This window comes from Cellulosilyticum lentocellum DSM 5427, from assembly GCF_000178835.2.
GTDB classification, from domain to species: Bacteria; Bacillota; Clostridia; order Lachnospirales; family Cellulosilyticaceae; genus Cellulosilyticum; species Cellulosilyticum lentocellum.
Window position 1 is genome coordinate 1,289,037 of record NC_015275.1, and the last position, 17,745, is coordinate 1,306,781.

At 34.0% G+C, this 17,745-nt stretch carries 16 protein-coding genes and 2 tRNA genes; 13 read left to right on the forward strand and 5 right to left on the reverse strand.

Annotated features, from left to right (window positions below; genetic code table 11):
• The first annotated feature begins 70 nt into the window (after positions 1 to 70).
• Positions 71 to 619, forward strand: coding sequence for a DJ-1 family glyoxalase III (locus tag CLOLE_RS05825; RefSeq protein ID WP_013656149.1), 549 nt, complete (start codon positions 71 to 73; stop codon positions 617 to 619).
• A 101-nt stretch (positions 620 to 720) separates the two neighbouring features.
• Here CLOLE_RS05825 and CLOLE_RS05830 read toward each other — a convergent pair whose 3' ends face one another.
• Positions 721 to 1,158, reverse strand: a complete 438-nt coding sequence (locus CLOLE_RS05830) for a hypothetical protein (protein WP_013656150.1) — start codon at positions 1,156 to 1,158, stop codon at positions 721 to 723.
• A gap of 291 nt (positions 1,159 to 1,449) precedes the next feature.
• Between CLOLE_RS05830 and tig the strand changes: the two genes are divergently transcribed.
• The 9 genes from tig to CLOLE_RS05875 all read left to right on the forward strand — a co-directional run bounded on the left by tig (position 1,450) and on the right by CLOLE_RS05875 (position 10,675).
• Complete coding sequence (gene tig, locus CLOLE_RS05835; protein WP_013656151.1) at positions 1,450 to 2,748, forward strand: trigger factor; 1,299 nt, start codon at positions 1,450 to 1,452, stop codon at positions 2,746 to 2,748.
• Positions 2,749 to 2,759: 11 nt separating this feature from the next.
• Positions 2,760 to 3,374 (forward strand): ATP-dependent Clp endopeptidase proteolytic subunit ClpP, encoded by a 615-nt coding sequence (gene clpP, locus CLOLE_RS05840; protein ID WP_256372395.1) that lies wholly within the window; start codon positions 2,760 to 2,762, stop codon positions 3,372 to 3,374.
• A gap of 19 nt (positions 3,375 to 3,393) precedes the next feature.
• The gene (gene clpX, locus CLOLE_RS05845) at positions 3,394 to 4,680 is read left to right on the forward strand and encodes an ATP-dependent Clp protease ATP-binding subunit ClpX (RefSeq protein ID WP_013656153.1); all 1,287 of its coding nucleotides are present in this window, start codon (positions 3,394 to 3,396) and stop codon (positions 4,678 to 4,680) included.
• Positions 4,681 to 4,862: 182 nt separating this feature from the next.
• Positions 4,863 to 6,506, forward strand: coding sequence for an ATP-dependent protease LonB (gene lonB, locus CLOLE_RS05850; protein ID WP_013656154.1), 1,644 nt, complete (start codon positions 4,863 to 4,865; stop codon positions 6,504 to 6,506).
• Between the two features lie 37 nt (positions 6,507 to 6,543).
• On the forward strand, positions 6,544 to 8,847 hold the full coding sequence (gene lon, locus CLOLE_RS05855; RefSeq protein ID WP_013656155.1) for an endopeptidase La: 2,304 nt from the start codon (positions 6,544 to 6,546) through the stop codon (positions 8,845 to 8,847).
• Between the two features lie 18 nt (positions 8,848 to 8,865).
• A complete protein-coding gene (yihA, locus tag CLOLE_RS05860) occupies positions 8,866 to 9,456 on the forward strand; it encodes a ribosome biogenesis GTP-binding protein YihA/YsxC (RefSeq protein WP_013656156.1) in 591 nt (196 codons plus the stop codon).
• A 37-nt stretch (positions 9,457 to 9,493) separates the two neighbouring features.
• Positions 9,494 to 10,432: a hypothetical protein gene (locus CLOLE_RS05865; RefSeq protein ID WP_013656157.1), complete on the forward strand. Its 939-nt coding sequence runs from the start codon at positions 9,494 to 9,496 to the stop codon at positions 10,430 to 10,432.
• 91 nt (positions 10,433 to 10,523) lie between these two features.
• Positions 10,524 to 10,596, forward strand: a tRNA-Gly gene (locus CLOLE_RS05870).
• Between the two features lie 4 nt (positions 10,597 to 10,600).
• Positions 10,601 to 10,675, forward strand: a tRNA-Pro gene (locus CLOLE_RS05875).
• Positions 10,676 to 10,902: 227 nt separating this feature from the next.
• Here CLOLE_RS05875 and CLOLE_RS05880 read toward each other — a convergent pair.
• The 3 genes from CLOLE_RS05880 to CLOLE_RS05890 form a co-directional block, all read right to left on the reverse strand.
• On the reverse strand, positions 10,903 to 11,427 hold the full coding sequence (locus CLOLE_RS05880) for a DUF4364 family protein (protein WP_013656158.1): 525 nt from the start codon (positions 11,425 to 11,427) through the stop codon (positions 10,903 to 10,905).
• A gap of 53 nt (positions 11,428 to 11,480) precedes the next feature.
• Positions 11,481 to 12,404, reverse strand: a complete 924-nt coding sequence (locus CLOLE_RS05885; protein ID WP_013656159.1) for a TIGR01212 family radical SAM protein — start codon at positions 12,402 to 12,404, stop codon at positions 11,481 to 11,483.
• A 72-nt stretch (positions 12,405 to 12,476) separates the two neighbouring features.
• Complete coding sequence (locus CLOLE_RS05890; protein ID WP_013656160.1) at positions 12,477 to 12,911, reverse strand: hypothetical protein; 435 nt, start codon at positions 12,909 to 12,911, stop codon at positions 12,477 to 12,479.
• A 177-nt stretch (positions 12,912 to 13,088) separates the two neighbouring features.
• On the opposite strand from CLOLE_RS05890, the gene CLOLE_RS05895 reads away from it, so the two are divergent.
• Together CLOLE_RS05895 and CLOLE_RS05900 are read left to right on the forward strand one after the other, a co-directional pair.
• The gene (locus tag CLOLE_RS05895; protein WP_013656161.1) at positions 13,089 to 13,799 is read left to right on the forward strand and encodes a response regulator transcription factor; all 711 of its coding nucleotides are present in this window, start codon (positions 13,089 to 13,091) and stop codon (positions 13,797 to 13,799) included.
• 3 nt (positions 13,800 to 13,802) lie between these two features.
• The gene (locus tag CLOLE_RS05900) at positions 13,803 to 15,200 is read left to right on the forward strand and encodes a HAMP domain-containing sensor histidine kinase (protein ID WP_013656162.1); all 1,398 of its coding nucleotides are present in this window, start codon (positions 13,803 to 13,805) and stop codon (positions 15,198 to 15,200) included.
• A gap of 183 nt (positions 15,201 to 15,383) precedes the next feature.
• On the opposite strand, the gene CLOLE_RS05905 is transcribed toward CLOLE_RS05900, so the two are convergent.
• Positions 15,384 to 16,556 (reverse strand): THUMP domain-containing class I SAM-dependent RNA methyltransferase, encoded by a 1,173-nt coding sequence (locus tag CLOLE_RS05905; RefSeq protein WP_013656163.1) that lies wholly within the window; start codon positions 16,554 to 16,556, stop codon positions 15,384 to 15,386.
• Between the two features lie 250 nt (positions 16,557 to 16,806).
• Here CLOLE_RS05905 and CLOLE_RS05910 point away from each other — a divergent pair, with 250 nt between their 5' ends.
• Positions 16,807 to 17,718, forward strand: coding sequence for a phosphate ABC transporter substrate-binding protein (locus CLOLE_RS05910; RefSeq protein ID WP_013656164.1), 912 nt, complete (start codon positions 16,807 to 16,809; stop codon positions 17,716 to 17,718).
• Positions 17,719 to 17,745 lie beyond the last annotated feature (27 nt).

Consider the following 17,745-nt stretch of genomic DNA (forward strand, 5'->3'; position numbering starts at 1 on the left):
AGATAAAAATAATCTTTTTAAGTAAGCTAGACTGTTCGTAATTAAAAAATTGATATTAAAGGAGGAAAATATGAGAGTAGCAGTTTATTTTGGTACAGGCTATGAAGAGATAGAAGCATTATCAGTAGTAGATATATTAAGAAGAGGAAAAGTAGAAGTTACTATGGTGGGTGTTAGTGGAAAGACTGTGGTAAGTTCACGTGGTATTAGCGTTAATATGGATAAAACTATCGATGAAGTAGATCATACAAAAGTTGATATGATTGTATTACCGGGTGGTGTACCAGGTATTAATCATCTAGAAGAAAATAGCATGCTTATAGAACAACTCAGATGTTTTAAAGAACAGCATAAATGGATAGCAGCAATTTGTGCAGCGCCTAGTATTTTAGGAAAGCATGGATTACTAAAAGGAGAAACGGCAACATGCTATCCAGGATATGAGAATGAGCTTATAGGCTGCCAGTATTCGGAAGAGGGAGTAGTCTTAAGTAACCATGTGGTAACAGGAAAAGGAGCTGGCTATTCTATTTCATTCGCATTTAAGTTATTAGAAATAATAAAGGGTGAAATAGTAGCAGGAGAAGTAAAAAAAGGTATGTTGATTGCAGATAAATAAGGGTAAAATAAAAAGGTATATCGCTACTAAGTGATATACCTTTTAAATGTTGTTAAGAAAAACTAAATATTTCTTTAAAAGTATTAAAAATGCTTATACTACTAAAAAACAGTGGTGTGAATACGCTTAAACACTTCCATAAGTTCTACATCAGTAATGAGTTCAGTACCTATTTCTTCAAAAGCACTGGTTACTTTATGTATATTTAACTTATAAATATCTGAAATCATTTGAGCACTATAGGCTTTACAATTATGATATTTCCACTGCTTAGTGATTAATTTACAAATATCACTTGATAAATAGAAAATCACATGAAAAAAGGTAAGGCGATTTAGTTCTACAATGTTATTTTCATTCATAGTGTTTAATAATTCAGCATGTTCTACACCAAGAACAGAAGCTACTTCCGTGCTGGCATAAGGTGCTTCACTTGATTTTAAAAAAAGATCAATAGCTTCAAGTTTAGGACGTATGGAATTTGTATAGGTCTGGTCAAAGCTTTGAAGTGTGACGCAGCTACTTGTATAATGATCCATCGTTTAAAATCCTTCCTAATGTGAAATCTATATTACAAAGTTATTACATAACCCAATTATAAGGTAAGAGGCCTATATAAGGCTAGTTGTAATACTTGGAATAAAAGTAGAAAAGCATGTATGAAAGCATGGAAAAATATGCAAAATATAGTTGACTATCAAGAAAATATTCGAAAATGCGATATGGATTTTTTACCAAGGATATGATATAATAACGAAATGTTAGTTTAAAATGCTATATTTATGCAATGACACTACAAAGCAGGGAAACCTTAAGGAGGATAAATTTTAATGAACACACAAGTAGAAACAATGGAAAAAAGTGAGGTTAAACTTACAGTAGAAGTAGAAGGTGCTAAGGTTACAGCGGCAATTGATAAGGCTTATGAAGCAATGAAAAAAGACTTCAATATTCAAGGCTTCCGTAAAGGGAAAGTGCCTCGTGCGATGATTGAAAAAATGTATGGTGTTGAAGTATTCTTCAATAAAGCAGCAGACATCTTAATTGATGAAACATTATTTGCAGCAATCGAAGAAAACAAAATTGATATTGCAGCACGTATTAGTCCAAATGGATTAGAAGTAACTGAAATGTCAAAAGATGGTATGAAGTATACAGCAATTATTACTGTAAAACCAGAAGTAACACTTGGTGAATACAAAAACTTAAAAGTTGAAGTAGAAAAAACAGAAGTAACAGATGAAGAAGTAAACGAAGCAGTTAATAAAGAAGCACAAAAAAATGCTCGTGAAATCACAGTTGAAGATAGAGCAGTTATGCCTCAAGATAAAGTAACAATCGACTTTGAAGGTTTTGTAGATGGTGCTGCATTTGAAGGTGGAAAAGGAACAGATTATGATTTAGTAATTGGTTCTAAATCATTCATCGATAATTTTGAAGATCAATTAATTGGTAAAAACATTGGTGAAGAAGTAGAAGTTAATGTAACATTCCCAGCTGAATACCATGTAGCAGAACTTGCTAGCAAACCAGCATTATTTAAAGTAGCTATTAAAGGTATTAAAGTAAATGAATTACCAGAAATTAATGATGATTTTGCAGCTGATATTTCAGAATTTGAAACATTAGCTGAATACAAAGAAGATCTTAAGGCAAAACTTCTTAAAGACAAAGAGACAAATAATAAAAACATTTTTGAACAACAAGCTGTAGAAAATGCAGTAGCAAATGCTACATTAGAAGTACCAGCAGCTATGGTTGAAGAGCAAGTAGACAGAAACGTTAAAAACTTCTCAAACCGTATGGCTTCTCAAGGTTTACAATTAGAACAATATTTACAATTCACAGGTCAAAGTATGGATGCATTCAGAGAAAACTTTGCTAAAGATGCGGAGCACCAAATTAAAACTCGTTTAGTTCTTGAAAAAGTTGCTGAAGTAGAAGGTGTTACTGTTTCTGAAGAAGACATCGATGAAGAATTAAAAACAATTGCAGCTATGTACCAAATGCCATATGAAGAACTTAAGAAATCTTTTGCTAACTATGAGCAAGATGCTTTAACAGCAGATATTAAAGTTCAAAAAGCAGTTAAGGTGATTACAGAGTCTGCAGAAAAAGTGGAAAAATAGGAAGATTAGGTATATATCCTAAAAGAGAGAAGGAGGCTACTAGAATGAGTTTAGTCCCAATGGTTATAGAACAAACCAATAGAGGAGAACGTTCATATGATATTTACTCTCGTCTATTAAAAGATCGTATCATTATTTTAGGTGATGAGGTTAACAACGTTACAGCTAACCTTATTGTGGCACAACTATTGTTTTTAGAAGCTGAAGATCCTGATAAAGACATTATGTTTTACATTAATAGTCCAGGTGGCTCTATAACAGATGGTATGGCTATTTATGATACAATGCAATATATTAAGTGTGATGTGTCAACGATTTGTATGGGTATGGCAGCGAGCATGGGTGCATTCTTACTTGCAGGAGGAACAAAAGGTAAACGTTTTGCGCTTCCTAATGCAGAAGTTATGATTCACCAACCACTTGGTGGAGCAAAAGGTCAAGCAACTGACATTCAAATTACAGCGCAGCACATCATTAAAACAAAAGAGCGTATGAACCGTATGTTATCAGAGTTTACAGGGCAACCTATTGAACGTATTAATAATGACGTTGAAAGGGACAACTGGAAAACTGCTGAAGAAGCAAAAGAATATGGCCTTATAGACGATATTATTACATCAAAATAGTTCCCAAAGGAGGTGCAGAATGCCAACAAAGTTTGATGATACAAAACAGCTAAGATGTTCATTTTGTGGTAAAACACAAGAACAGGTAAAAAGACTTATTGCAGGTCCAAATGTTTATATCTGTGATGAATGTATTGAGTTATGCTCTGAAATTATAGAAGAGGAGCTTGAAGCTGGTTACGAAGATGATGATATGGTAGATATGCCAAAGCCAAAAGAAATTAAGGCGCATCTTGATGAGTATGTTATTGGTCAAGAAGATGCTAAAAAAGCTTTAGCAGTAGCAGTATACAATCATTATAAACGTATTTATAAACAAAGTAAGAGTAACGATGTAGAAGTACAAAAGAGTAATATTTTACTTTTAGGACCTACAGGAACAGGTAAAACACTTTTAGCACAAACCCTTGCTAAAATGTTAAATGTACCCTTTGCTGTAGCTGATGCCACCTCTCTTACAGAAGCAGGCTATGTAGGCGAAGATGTAGAAAATATTCTACTTAAGCTTATTCAAGCAGCTAATTATGATGTGGAAAAAGCACAATTGGGTATTATTTATATAGATGAGATTGACAAGATTTCTAGAAAATCTGAAAATCCATCTATTACTAGAGATGTAAGTGGAGAAGGTGTACAGCAAGCACTTCTTAAAATCATAGAGGGAACAGTAGCTTCTGTACCACCTCAAGGCGGTAGAAAACATCCACACCAAGAATTTATTCAAATTGATACAACTAATATTCTATTTATCTGTGGTGGAGCCTTTGATGGGCTTGATAAAATCATTGAACGTAGAGTAGGACAAAAGAGCATGGGCTTTGGTGCCAATATTGTGAGTAAGAAAGAGAAAAGCATAGGCGAACTCTTTAAACAAATCGAACCTCAAGACCTTGTTAAATTTGGACTTATTCCTGAATTTGTAGGACGTATTCCATCCATTGTATCTCTTAATAATTTAGACAAAGAAGCACTTATTAAAATTCTAACAGAGCCTAAAAATGCGCTTACAAAACAATACGAGCATCTTTTTGAACTAGATGGTATTAAGTTAGAGTTTGAAGAAGAAGCTTTAGTAGCTGTAGCAGAATTAGCTATTGAAAGAGAAACTGGAGCTAGAGGATTACGTGCCATCTTTGAAACTATGATGAGAAATATTATGTATGATGCACCTTCTATGGGAGATGCTTTAGAAAAAATTATTATTCATGCAGATGTGATTAAAGAAGGCAAAGAACCTACATTGGTTTATAATGATAAAGTTAAACCAAAAGAAAAGAATAAAAAAGCTAATAATGAATCAGCTTAAGCTGTGTTCATGAAAATATAATAAGGGGCTGTTGCATTTATGTGCAATAGCCCCTTATTAATGAGATAGTAACATCCTAATTTATCCCTGATCTCTTAAATGAATGATAGATTTATAGGTATCCTTTTTGTAACTGTTGGCAATACTTGTAAAGTAGAAAAAAGTAAGCAGGAGGATACTGTATGTTATCAGGTATATTAATTGGGGTTCAATTATTTTTTTCGTGTGTAATTGGGATGTATTTCTTACTACAGCTTAAAAGTCAAACAACATCTAAATCTAATATTTATAAAGATTCTTTAGTAAAATGGGAGAAGATGCAAGCTCTAAGAAAAGTTGCATTGACACCTCCATTGTCTGAAAAGGTAAGGCCGAAAAGTGAAAAGGATATTATAGGGCAAGCAGATGGATTGCAAGCTTTAAAAATTGCTTTATGTGGACCTAGTCCACAACATATTTTAATTTATGGTTCTCCTGGAATAGGAAAAACAGCGGCAGCTAGAATTGCATTGGATATTGCCAAGGAATCACCTGGATCACCATTTAAAAGAAATGCTAAGTTTATAGAGATTGATGCAACGACACTGCGTTTTGATGAAAGAAGTATTGCTGACCCGCTAATGGGATCTGTTCATGATCCTATTTATCAAGGAGCAGGTGCTTATGGTCCAGCAGGAGTACCTCAACCTAAACCTGGGGCAGTCACAAAGGCACATGGTGGCGTTTTATTTATAGATGAAATTGGAGAACTGCATCAAGTGCAAATGAATAAGCTTTTAAAAGTTCTAGAGGATAGAAAAGTGTTTTTGGAGAGCTCGTATTACTCTGAAAGTGATGAAAATATTCCTAAAGATATTCATGATGTATTTAAAAATGGTTTACCTGCAGATTTTAGATTAATTGGAGCTACCACTAGGAATCCGGAAGATATACCACCAGCATTACGTTCGAGGTGTACAGAGATTTTCTTTAAAGACTTAAGTTATGATGATATTAGGGCCATTGTAGACAATGTAGCAGCACGTGAAAAAATGACCATTGTAGGAGAAGCAAAGGAACTTATAGGACAGTATGCTTATAATGGAAGGGATGCAGTTAATATGTTGCAGACTTCTTTTAGTTTAGTACATCAAGAAGGACGAATAGAAATCTTGGAAAAAGATGTGGAATGGGTTATTCAAACAGGTAGGTATGTACCTAGACTTGTAAAGAAAGTAGATCCTAAAGCTGCAGTAGGGAAAGTAAATGGTTTAGGTGTCATGGGGATTAATAGAGGTATGGTCTTAGGCATAGAAGCTGTTACTAAGAAAACAGGAATAGAGCAGGCAGAGATTAAAGTAACTGGCATTATAGAAGAAGAAGAACTGCATATGAAACAAAGCAGTTCTAAAAGAAAAAGTATGGCGTCAAATTCTGTAGAAAATGTACTCACGGTTTTAAAAATGCGCTATAATGTTAATACAAAGGAATATTTAATGCATCTTAATTTTACCTCGGGAATTCCAATTGATGGACCATCAGCAGGTATTGCTATATTTACAGTGTTGTATTCAGCACTTTTTGATAAGGCTATACCTGGGAATATTGCTATGACTGGAGAGATATCTATACAAGGTAAGGTTTGTCCTGTAGGTGGTGTTTATGAAAAGTTATTAGCAGCTAGGGAAGCTGGCGTAAAGAAAGTATTTATTCCTAAGGATAATATTCAAAAAGTGTTTGATACAATAGATATAGAAATTATTCCTGTTGAAGATATAGATGAGGTTATTAGTACCTTATTTGATAAAGAGATTATTGAAAAAGCCAATGAAATATTACATGCGTAGTGATTAACACGTAAGTGGCAATTTAGAGGGTGGAGCGATGAAAAAAGAAATTAAAGATATACCAGTACTTCCTTTAAGAGGAGTGACAATATTTCCAGAAATGGTTATGCATTTTGATGTAGGCAGAGAAAAATCATTAAAAGCTATTGAAGAAGCGATGAAACAAAATGAAATGATTTTAGCTGTTTCACAAAGAGATGCAGATGTAGATGAGCCAAAACGAGAAGATTTATATGAAATTGGAACCCTAGTAGAAATTAAGCAAACAGTTAAGGTAGGAGAAGATCAGCTTAAAGTGCTTGTCAAAGGAACTGCTAGGGCGAAAATTTTAACGTTGCAAGATGAAACTTATATGAGTGCAGATGTAGAGGTTATAAAAGATAAGCTTATAGAAGCTGATAAAGAAGAACAAGCACTTATACGTACAATTGCAGAGTTATTTGAAAAGTATGCTTCTATTAATCCACGTATTACAGATGAGGTCTTATATGGTATACTGGGGCTTAAGAATAGTATTGAAATGATGGACATTATTATTGGTCATATTGTTTTAGAGGTAGAGAAGAAGCAAGCTATTTTGGAGTGTCTAGATATAAAAGAACGTATGTTTAAGATCATTACCATATTAGAAGCTGAAATAGAAATATTAACACTACAAAAAGAAATTTTTAATAAAGTGAAACAAAATATAGATCAGTCTCAAAAAGAATATTTTTTAAGAGAGCAAGTTAAGATTATCCAAGAACAGTTAGGTGATAAAGACGGTATTCAAGGAGATATTGATAAATATAATGAACAGTTAAAGAATACTCCAGAGTTCGTTAAAGAAAAAATAGAAAAAGAAATAAGACGCTTAAAGAATACACCGGCTAGTTCACCTGATAACGGAAATATTAGAACTTATATAGAGACTGTCTTGGATATTCCTTGGAATCATTATACTAAGGAAAATATTCAGTTAAAGAAAGCAGCAGAAATCCTAGATAAAGAACATTATGGACTTGAAAAGGTTAAGGAAAGAGTTTTAGAATATTTAGCCGTTAGAAGCTTGGCTGAAGAGTCTCCAGCACCTATTTTATGTTTAGTTGGACCACCGGGGGTAGGTAAGACATCCATAGCTAAATCAATTGCACATGCTACTGGAAGGAATGATGTACGTATTTCTTTAGGGGGTGTGAGAGATGAAGCTGAAATAAGAGGACATAGAAGAACTTATGTAGGTTCCATACCAGGACGTTTTGTTTATGGTATTTCTGAAGCTAAGTCTATGAATCCACTTATTCTTTTAGATGAGATTGATAAAATGGCTAGTGATTTTAAAGGTGACCCAGCTGCAGCCTTACTCGAAATCTTAGATAGTAAACAAAATAATAGTTTTAAAGATCATTATTTAGAATTGCCATTAGACTTGTCTAAGGTTTTGTTTGTAGCAACAGCTAATAGTTTATCGACAGTTCCAAAGCCATTATTAGATCGTATGGAAATTATAGAGGTGGGAAGTTATACAAGCCTTGAAAAACTAGAGATTGCAATGAAATATTTACTGCCAAATCAGCTGAAAGCACACCATTTAGATAAAAAGCAAATTAAATTTTCAAGAACAAATATCCTGTATTTAATTGAACATTATACAAAAGAAGCAGGTGTAAGAGGTTTAGAGAGAATGTTGGCTAAAGTGTGTAGAAAAGCGGCTAGAGAAATTGTTGAGCAAGATATAGCTAGTATACAAATAACCCCTAAAAAGCTTGGAGAGTATTTAGGAAGCTCTAGTTTCGATTATGAACTTAAGAATAAGGAGCCCGAAGTAGGTATTGTAAGGGGACTAGCTTGGACTAGCGTTGGTGGAGATACATTATCTATTGAAGTTAATTGTATGCCTGGTAAAGGGCAGCTTGAACTCACAGGACAGATGGGAAATGTAATGAAGGAGTCTGCCAAGGCAGCTATGAGTTATATTCGTTCTAAAGTGAATGAATTAGGTATAGCAGAAGATTTTTATGTAAAAAATGATTTACATATCCACATTCCTGAAGGCGCAGTACCTAAAGATGGACCATCAGCAGGAATTACCATGGCTACAGCGATGATTTCAGCACTGACAAATAAGCCAGTTAAAGCTGATTTAGCAATGACAGGAGAAATTACAATCAGAGGTAGAGTTTTACCTATTGGTGGGTTAAAAGAGAAATTATTAGCAGCAAAACGTGCAAAGATTAAGCATGTTATTGTGCCAGACCAAAACAAAAAGAATGTAGAAGAGCTAGAAAATCATATTGTAGAAGGTTTGAAAATTAGTTTTGTTCATACAATGGATGAAGTGCTACAATATGTTTTTGCATAAGCTTATAGGAGAAATCAAATGAATGTAACAAAAGCAGAAATGATTATAACAGCGGGACTTTCGTCTCAGTTTCCAGTACATGATATGCCAGAGATTGCCTTTGCAGGTAAATCTAATGTAGGAAAATCTTCATTGTTAAATGCTATGCTTAACCGTAAAGCATTAGCAAGAACAAGTTCACAACCAGGAAAAACACAGACCATTAATTTTTATAATGTGCAAGATACGTATATGTTTGTAGATTTGCCTGGATATGGATATGCAAAAGTCTCTAAGACAGATAGAGAACGTTGGGGAAAACTCATTGAAGGTTATTTAGAAAAAAGAGAACAATTAAAGAAGATCATTTTATTAATTGATATTAGACATGAGGTAGGCAATAATGATAAAATGATGTATGACTGGATTAAGCATTACCATAATGAAGTGATTGTAGTAGCCACTAAGATGGATAAGATTAAAAGAAGCCAAGTTCAAAAGCACCTATCTATGATTAGAAAAGGTCTTAACTTAATGCCAGAAGATAAATTAGTAGGCTTTTCTTCAGAAACAAAGCAAGGGAAAGAAGAACTCTGGAAGATTATTGAGGAAATCCAAGAGATGAACTAGCAAAGAGTTACTAGAGATTTATAATGGGGGGATAATCATGAATAAATCTGATAAATATTATTTAAAGCAAGGCAAGCTTGAATTATCTATGCTAGATGATGATGATGATGAAATTGAACTACGTAACTCTCTTCAGACAACTCCAAAGAAAGATTTATTTGCAGACTTAGAATTTCCACATACTAAAAGAATTAGAGAAAATCGTACAAAGTCGGTACGTGCAAAAGAGCCTAAGCTTAAGGTAACACAGGATATTTATAATACCTTACATACCATGGGACAGTTCTTAACTAAGACCGATGAAGGAGAGGCAGAGGAAGTAAAGCAGGTACCACCTAGAAAACCAATAAATGCTGCAAAAGCACAAAAATTAGAGCAAATTGCCAGTACTTTAAAAATACAAGAAATAGAATTACCGCCTAGAACTATTAATAGGGACCAAGTAATAGAAGCAGTAGAAAATAAAGAAGGTATTCCTTTTGAAAGTATACCTATAGACAAACAAAAAGAAGAAATTACAGGAATCTTACCAAATAGGGAAGTTATTGCAAATAAGGATCAAGAGACCATTAACACATTACAAGAAGAAATAGCTGCTGAGATTAATGAACTTTTAGCGGAAGAAAAAGAATTAGAAGGTTATCAGGAAGCAATAACAGAGGTATTAGTAGAAAATGTACTAAATGAAGAAGAGCTTGCTAACAGTAAAGAAGTAGAAGCAAGAGCGAAGCCAATGACGGTAGTATCAGCTATTGAAAAAGAGGTACAGCAAGTTTACTATGGGGCAAATCATTTAGAAGACAATAAAGTATTCCTTGAACAAAAAGAAGAAGATCCTAATAAAGATCTAAAGCAGAGTCATATTGATGAGGTTCTTAAAACTTTTTTTGGAAATGTAACACCTCGATATACTTATGCAAAAGAATTAAAAAGGCATATAGATAAACAAATAGCGGCAATTGAGAATTATGAATAAAAATAGTGTGTTTTCAGATTTAAATAGGTTGACACTAAAATTAAAATATGATAATATAATCTTCGTCGGATAACAAGACGATGGAGATTATGCGCGAATGGCTCAGTTGGTAGAGCATCTCCTTGCCAAGGAGAGGGTCGCGGGTTCGAGTCCCGTTTCGCGCTCTTACGGGGTGTGGCTCAGTTTGGCTAGAGCGCCTGATTTGGGATCAGGAGGCCGCAGGTTCGAGTCCTGTCACCCCGATTTTTATTGAATAAGCCAATTAAAAATAATCCTTTGAAGCCCATTGTAGTTGATGCTCAGAGGTTTTTTATTTTTTGCCTTTTCTTCTAAAATAAAGATAAAATCTTACTAAAAGTAATAGGGTTTAATTTAATATTGAGTATGATAACAGAAACGTATAAATAAAGTATGGTTGATAGAAAAAAGCAAAATAAAAGAGTAGCTAAGGGAATAACTTAGCTACTCTTTTATTTTGAAAGCAATTGCAGAATTTCACCATAAAGTTCAGTGGCATTTGTCTTCCACTTGTTACAGAGTTCAATAGCTTGTTTCTTAGAGCCAACACTTATATTTAAATCAATGAGTGTTGAGTGATTTTCTGTCACCTTACAATGAACCATATAATCATTGGTTTTATTAGGAGTATATTCAGCATGAATATCTAATTCACTTTTGAATTTTCTCCAGTTGTTTTCTATAAATAGATCTAACTCTTTTCTTATGAATTCAGGAATACGGGAAGCGAAAAATTCTAAAGCCTCTTCTCCCTTAGAACTAATCTCAAAGTAAGATGCATTACTTTGTTTGGAGATGGTAATAAACTTAGAAGTTTCTAACTCAGTTAAGTATTGCTGAAGCGAAAAGTAGTCTGTGTAGCCTCTTTCAAGAATTATTTGTGTCATTTGAGATAAAGAAAGAGGCATTTTTACTTGCGATAAAAGATAGAGTACGATGAGTTTATTGACTGTAAAGTCTTCATGATTAATATTCACAACTTGCCTCCTCACACTTTTTACTATTATTGTATCTTAAAAGTGGGGTAAACTCAATATTTGTTTAAATATTTACCTTGATAGATGTCATGCTTATTCAAGTAGCGTGTAATACCATTAAGGACATGACGCTTATTTTTAGTCCAAAGAGGACCAATTAGATGTTCTTTGGGACCATCTCCTGTTAAGCGGTGAATAACAAAGTCGGGAGGTAACAAGGTAATAATATCACCTAAAAGCGCTATATACTCTTCTTCTGTCAGAAGTGGAAAAGGATGAGCTTCGTAATAGTGGCCTAAGGGGGAATTATCTAAAATATGCAGCATATGCAGCTTAATACCTTGCAATGGTAAATGACATAGATATCTAGCAGAAGCTAGCATATCGGATTTGGTCTCATGAGGAAGCCCTAAAATAAGATGGACAACAGTTTCTATAGAATAAGTAGCTAGTTTTTGAACGACTGTATAAAATATGTCTAAAGAATAACCTCGGTTAATGAGCTTAGCAGTGGGTTCATGAATAGTTTGTAAGCCCAGTTCAACCCATAGATGTGTACGCGTACTTAGTTCACCTAGATAAGCAATGATTTCGTCAGTTAAGCAATCTGGTCTAGTGGCAATAGCAAGTCCAACGACACCAGGAAAAGCAAGGGCTTCTTCATATTTTTGCTTAAGCTCCTCTAAAGGTGCATAGGTATTAGTAAAAGCCTGGAAATAAGCAATATATTTCGTGGCATTTCCCCATTTAACTGAAAGTAATCCAGTAGCCATAGAAAGTTGTTTGGTAATATAATGTTCATCTGAAAAAGTAAAGTCACCACTACCACGTTCGCTACAAAATAAGCAGCCTTTAGAAGAAATACGACCATCTCTATTAGGACAAGTAAAACCACCATCTATGGAAAGTTTAATCACCTTAGTACCATGTTTTTCTCGTAAAAAGGTATTAAGAGTTCTATAACGTTGTTTTTGCATAAAATCTCCTTACTTAAGTAAAAATAACAAAAAAGATAATATAAGTTCATGACTTATATTATCTTATAGAAGTTAATGAAGTGCAAGGAGCATTTCTTCTTTTCTAAGCCTAATTTCTTCACACGTATTAATGACATGATTCCAGCCTTCATCTGTCGTGACAGTTCTAGAAAATTTAATAAAATCATCTCTTAAAATTTTGGTATAGTTCACTTTTATTTGTTTTACTTCATCGTCATTTTGAGTATGACTAAGAGCCTCTAAAAATTCATTGGCCCTATTAGAAGAAACAAAGGGTAAATAAGGTTGGAGGGCATCTAATTTTTTTTGAAGTGCTTCATAATGTTTTTCAAAAGGATTGCCTTCTACATTTTCCATATAAGCAAAAAAGGCATCTAAGTTAAGAAAGGTAACATTTTTGATACAAGAATAATCAAAGTTTTGAAGTAGCTGATGAAATTCATAGAGGTGATTTTCTAGTTCTTGTTTAGTCAGTAATGTTGGCATAATAAGATCCCCCTTAAAGTCATTTCAAGTAAAATTTCTTTTTATATAGCTTAGTATATCCAGACAAAAATAAAAAAGTGTATGTAAATTTTACTTTATAATTTTTGCAGCTTGTAATATAGTAAAAGAAAGTATATTAGCCAATAATGCTTAAAATGATTATAAAAGGGTGAGATAATGAATAAGAAACATATTGTTGTAATTGATGATGAAGAACATATTTTAGAACTCATCAAATATAATTTAGAAGCAAATGGTTTTATAGTATCTACTTATACAAGTGTCGAAGCAATGCAAAAAAGTATAGGGGAAAGCCCTATTGATTTAATTTTATTAGATATTATGCTTCCTGGCATGGATGGTATCACTGCACTTAATATCTTTAGAAATCATGAACAGTTAGGGTGTGTACCTGTTTTATTGGTGAGCGCTAAAGCAGAAGAAATTGATAAAATATTGGGATTAGAGCTAGGAGCAGATGATTATATTACCAAGCCATTCAGTGTAAGAGAGTTAGTGGCTAGAGTAAAAGCTATACTGCGCCGAGCTGATAGAAATGAAGTGCCGACTAAAAAAACAGAGGAAGATCATTTTTTAGTACATCAGGACTTAAAGTTAGATATAGAAAGCCATTTACTTACTTTTAAAGATGAACCCATAGAACTTACCTACAAAGAATTTGAAATTCTTAAGTTACTTATGAGTAACAAAGGAAAGGTTTTAACAAGGGAAGTTATTCTGGATAAAGTATGGGGATATGATTATTATGGTGAAACACGTACAGTAGATGTACATATTCGTTATCTAAGAGCCAAGTTTGAAGCCTATGGCATAGGAGAGTATATTGAAACTGTTCGTGGCGTAGGGTATAGGTTTGTAAAGGAGTAGCGCATGAAAAATAAAATCATTTGGCCTACTTTAACGGCTATTTGGATACTTGTTATTGCAGTGGCGGCGGAAGCCACCTTAATGGGTAGTAGACTAATGAATGAAGCTGGAATCAGTTTAGCAGCAGGTGAGGTGAATCGTATGATTTACCACATTTTTGTGATAGCGGGCATCATAAGCTTTGTCCTTTATGTGGTTTTAAAAGGTGCTATTAAAAAGATTACAGACCCTATTGAAGCTTTAACTGAGGATGCTAAAAAGTTTAAAGAGGACCAATATACACATCAACTAAGAGATTATGATATAGAAGAACTACAAAATCTAGCCCATGCTTTTGACTATATGGGAGATGAATTAAGTGGAACTATCAGAAAACTAAGGCATCAAAAAGCTAAATTAGAAAGTATGTTTTCTTCTTTAGAAGAAGGCATTATTGTTATTGATAAAAAGGGGTATATTGATGAAACTAATGAATTGGCTAGAAAGCTACTAGGGTTAAAAGGAAATATACCTAACAATTGCCACATTACGCATTTGCTAAGAGAAGAACAGTTCGTTAAACTTGTTACTGAAGGGCTTAAAACTAATAAAATGCAAGTGATTGAATTAAAGATAGGAGAATACATTGTCTATATTACGATGGTAGCTGTAGGTAGATCTGGTAAAGTATATGAATATTTATTGCTGATAAAAGATGTAACGCAGCTTAGAGGATTAGAAGAAATGAAGTATCAATTTGTAAGTAATGTTTCTCATGAGTTAAAGACTCCTTTAACAAGTATTCAAGGTTTTGTGGAGACCTTGCAAGCTGGAGCTATAGAAAATAAAGAAGTCGCTTATCGCTTTTTAAATATTATTGACATTGAGACCAAAAGGCTCTATCGCTTAATCCAAGATATATTATTACTATCTGAAATCGAAAATATGGATAAACAAGAATATGGTGATGTGAAGGTTGCAAGTGTCATTGAAAATTGCATGAGTTTGCTTCAAGAACAAGCTGATAAAAAATCTGTTAAAATAGTATTTAATGAGGAGCAATCTTTAGTCATTAAAAATATGAGTGAGGACCACTTGACTCAAATGATGATGAATTTATTAGGAAATGCAGTAAGATATACAGACAATGGTGCTATTATTATTACAACTCAGGAAAATAGTAAGCAGCAAATCATTACGATTAGAGACAGTGGTATTGGCATCCCAGAGGAAAGTATTCCACATATTTTTGAGCGCTTCTACAGAGTAGATAAAGGACGTTCAAGACAAAGTGGTGGAACTGGTCTAGGGCTCTCTATAGTTAAGCATATTGCAAAGCTTTATGAAATTAAGATTGAAGTCAGTAGTGAATTAGGAGAAGGGACATGTTTTCGTCTTATATTGAATAAGGAAAATGAGTGAGATAATCATAAGACAATGTCTTCATTGAAAAGTGAGAGTAATAGGAGAAGTTAAGGAAAGAAAAATGATAAGATAAGCCATATAAGCAAAGGAGCTGTTGCAATAAAATGTGCAACAGCTCCTTTTGATATTTGTAAGTGCAAATGTAAAGCGCAACTAGCCGATTATATTTGCACTTTTTTGTTAGTTATTAGATATTTCTTTAAAATTTTCTCCATCCTTTGGAGGTTTTGGACCAAAGTATTGATAGAAATCAACCTTTAAATTACCATTAAATAATTTGCGTTTTTTATTAGCTTTTTTACCATAATCACGTTCAAAGGTATCCACAGAGGTAATAGCATAAAGCGACCAAGTTGGATTGCTATCGATTAAGCGACGAAGCTCACGATGGATTTGTTCAATTTGCGACAGATTACTAATACGCTCACCATACGGAGGGTTAGCAATGACAATGCCATAATCACCATGTGGCAAGGTAGCTTTGTGGATAGGCTTGGCAAAGAACTGAATATATTCACCAACACCAGCAGCTTCCGCATTTTCTCTAGCTTTATTAATGACATTTCTATCAATATCAGAAGCGTAGATAATAGGATTACCTTTTTGATCAATGGCTTCTCTCGCTTCCTGACGAAGCTCGTCCCAAAGGGTTTTAGGTACTTGTGGCCAGAAAGAAGAAGCAAATTGCCTGTTAAGGCCAGGGGCAATGTTTTTAGCTAACATAGCAGCTTCAATAGCGAAAGTACCTGAACCACAACAAGGGTCGTAAAGCATACGTCCTTTTTGCCAGTAGCTAATTTGCAAGAGGGCAGCTGCCATGGTTTCTTTAAGAGGGGCCTCTACATTGCTTACGCGGTAGCCACGCTTATGAAGACCTTCACGGCCAGTTGTATCAATAGTTAAGGTAGCCACATCTTTTAAAATAGAAACTTGTACCGTATAAGAAGGCCCTGTTTCAGGAAACCAATCCATTTTATATTTCTCACTAAGGCGTTTAACAATTGCCTTTTTAGTAATGGCTTGACAGTCTGAGATACTAAAAAGCTTCGACTTAACAGACTTACCATTAACAGTAAATTTAGCATCTGGTGTAATCCAAGCTTCCCAAGGAAGTGCAGTAACTTTATCAAAAAGTTCTACGAAAGTAGTGGCCTTGAATTCTCCCATTTTAATAAGTACACGGTCAGCACTGCGAAGCCATAAGTTAGAAAGCACAATAGCTTCTGAATCTCCAGTATAAACAACCTTGCCATCTTGCACAGCATTTATTTCATAACCTAAATCTTCTACTTCTTTTCGTACCATGGCTTCAAGTCCGAAGGTAGAAGTAGCAATTAGTTCAAATGTTTTCATAATGTTCTCCTCTAAAAATACTCATTTCGTATTCTTATTGTACACCAATATAGATAAGCTGTATACCAAGTAAGTAGAATCAATTAGTAAGTGATGAAGAAGGGATCATTGAGCTTAAAAATATTATTTAACAAATTCTTAACCTAAACCAAATATTAATTGAACATTGTAATAATATCATATCGATGTACAGAAAAAACAAAAACAAAAACAGCTATAATACCTATAGCTTTCCAGGAGGGAATTAAAAATGAAAAGAAAATTTTTAGCTTGCTTTGCGGCTCTAACATTAGGAACTATGATGTTTGCAGGATGCTCAGCTAACACAGGAAATGAAAATAAAACAAATGAAGCCAGTACTACACCAGCTACATCAGCAGAAGCTAGCCCAGAAGCTAGTTCAGCAGATGCAACAAGAAAAGGTGTAAAAATATCAATCGTAGGTTCTACAACCATAGCTGAACCAATGGAAAAATTAGTAGAAGCTTATAAAGCTACTGGGTCTCCAGACAATATTGAAGTACAAGGAAATGGCTCATCAGCAGGTATTAAAGCTGCTATTGATGGAACAGCAGATATTGGGATGGCATCTAGAGAACTTAGTGAAGAAGAAAAAGGCTCAGGACTTGTAGAAACAGTAATTGCTTATGATGGAATTGCAGTAGTAGTTAATCCAAGCAATGGTGTAGCAGATCTTACAAAGGATCAAGTTAAAGATATCTTTGAAGGAAAAATTACTAACTGGAGCGAAGTTGGTGGCGTAGATAAAGATATTATCGTAGTAACAAGAGAAGCAGGCTCAGGTACAAGAGGTGCTTTTGAAGAAATTCTTAAATTATTAGATGAAAACAAAGCTTCAACTATTGTAGAAACAGCTTTAGTTTCAGAAGGTACAGGTGCAGTTATGGCTACAGTAGCAACAAAGGATGCTGCTATCGGATTCGTTTCAGAAGGGTACCTTGATGATACAGTAAAAGCAGTGGCAATTGATGGCGTAGAATGTACAGTAGATAATGTAAAAGCAGGTAGCTATACTATTTCAAGACCTCTTATCTTAGTAGCACAACCAAGTATCAAAGCAGAAGCACAAGAAGTAATTGATTTCATCGTAAGTGACGAAGGTCAAAAGATTATGAGTGATAAGTATATCTCTATAAAATAGTAGTGTAATGAATAGCTTAAGAGTTGA

What these genes read in the sequence shown, in the direction of transcription:
- CLOLE_RS05825 (WP_013656149.1), top strand. Translation starts at nt 71, where the DNA reads ATGAGAGTAGCAGTTTATTTTGGTACAGGCTATGAAGAGATAGAAGCA.
- CLOLE_RS05830 (WP_013656150.1), bottom strand. Translation starts at nt 1,158, where the DNA reads ATGGATCATTATACAAGTAGCTGCGTCACACTTCAAAGCTTTGACCAG.
- tig (WP_013656151.1), top strand. Translation starts at nt 1,450, where the DNA reads ATGAACACACAAGTAGAAACAATGGAAAAAAGTGAGGTTAAACTTACA.
- clpX (WP_013656153.1), top strand. Translation starts at nt 3,394, where the DNA reads ATGCCAACAAAGTTTGATGATACAAAACAGCTAAGATGTTCATTTTGT.
- lonB (WP_013656154.1), top strand. Translation starts at nt 4,863, where the DNA reads ATGTTATCAGGTATATTAATTGGGGTTCAATTATTTTTTTCGTGTGTA.
- lon (WP_013656155.1), top strand. Translation starts at nt 6,544, where the DNA reads ATGAAAAAAGAAATTAAAGATATACCAGTACTTCCTTTAAGAGGAGTG.
- yihA (WP_013656156.1), top strand. Translation starts at nt 8,866, where the DNA reads ATGAATGTAACAAAAGCAGAAATGATTATAACAGCGGGACTTTCGTCT.
- CLOLE_RS05865 (WP_013656157.1), top strand. Translation starts at nt 9,494, where the DNA reads ATGAATAAATCTGATAAATATTATTTAAAGCAAGGCAAGCTTGAATTA.
- CLOLE_RS05885 (WP_013656159.1), bottom strand. Translation starts at nt 12,404, where the DNA reads ATGCAAAAACAACGTTATAGAACTCTTAATACCTTTTTACGAGAAAAA.
- CLOLE_RS05890 (WP_013656160.1), bottom strand. Translation starts at nt 12,911, where the DNA reads ATGCCAACATTACTGACTAAACAAGAACTAGAAAATCACCTCTATGAA.
- CLOLE_RS05895 (WP_013656161.1), top strand. Translation starts at nt 13,089, where the DNA reads ATGAATAAGAAACATATTGTTGTAATTGATGATGAAGAACATATTTTA.
- CLOLE_RS05900 (WP_013656162.1), top strand. Translation starts at nt 13,803, where the DNA reads ATGAAAAATAAAATCATTTGGCCTACTTTAACGGCTATTTGGATACTT.
- CLOLE_RS05905 (WP_013656163.1), bottom strand. Translation starts at nt 16,556, where the DNA reads ATGAAAACATTTGAACTAATTGCTACTTCTACCTTCGGACTTGAAGCC.
- CLOLE_RS05910 (WP_013656164.1), top strand. Translation starts at nt 16,807, where the DNA reads ATGAAAAGAAAATTTTTAGCTTGCTTTGCGGCTCTAACATTAGGAACT.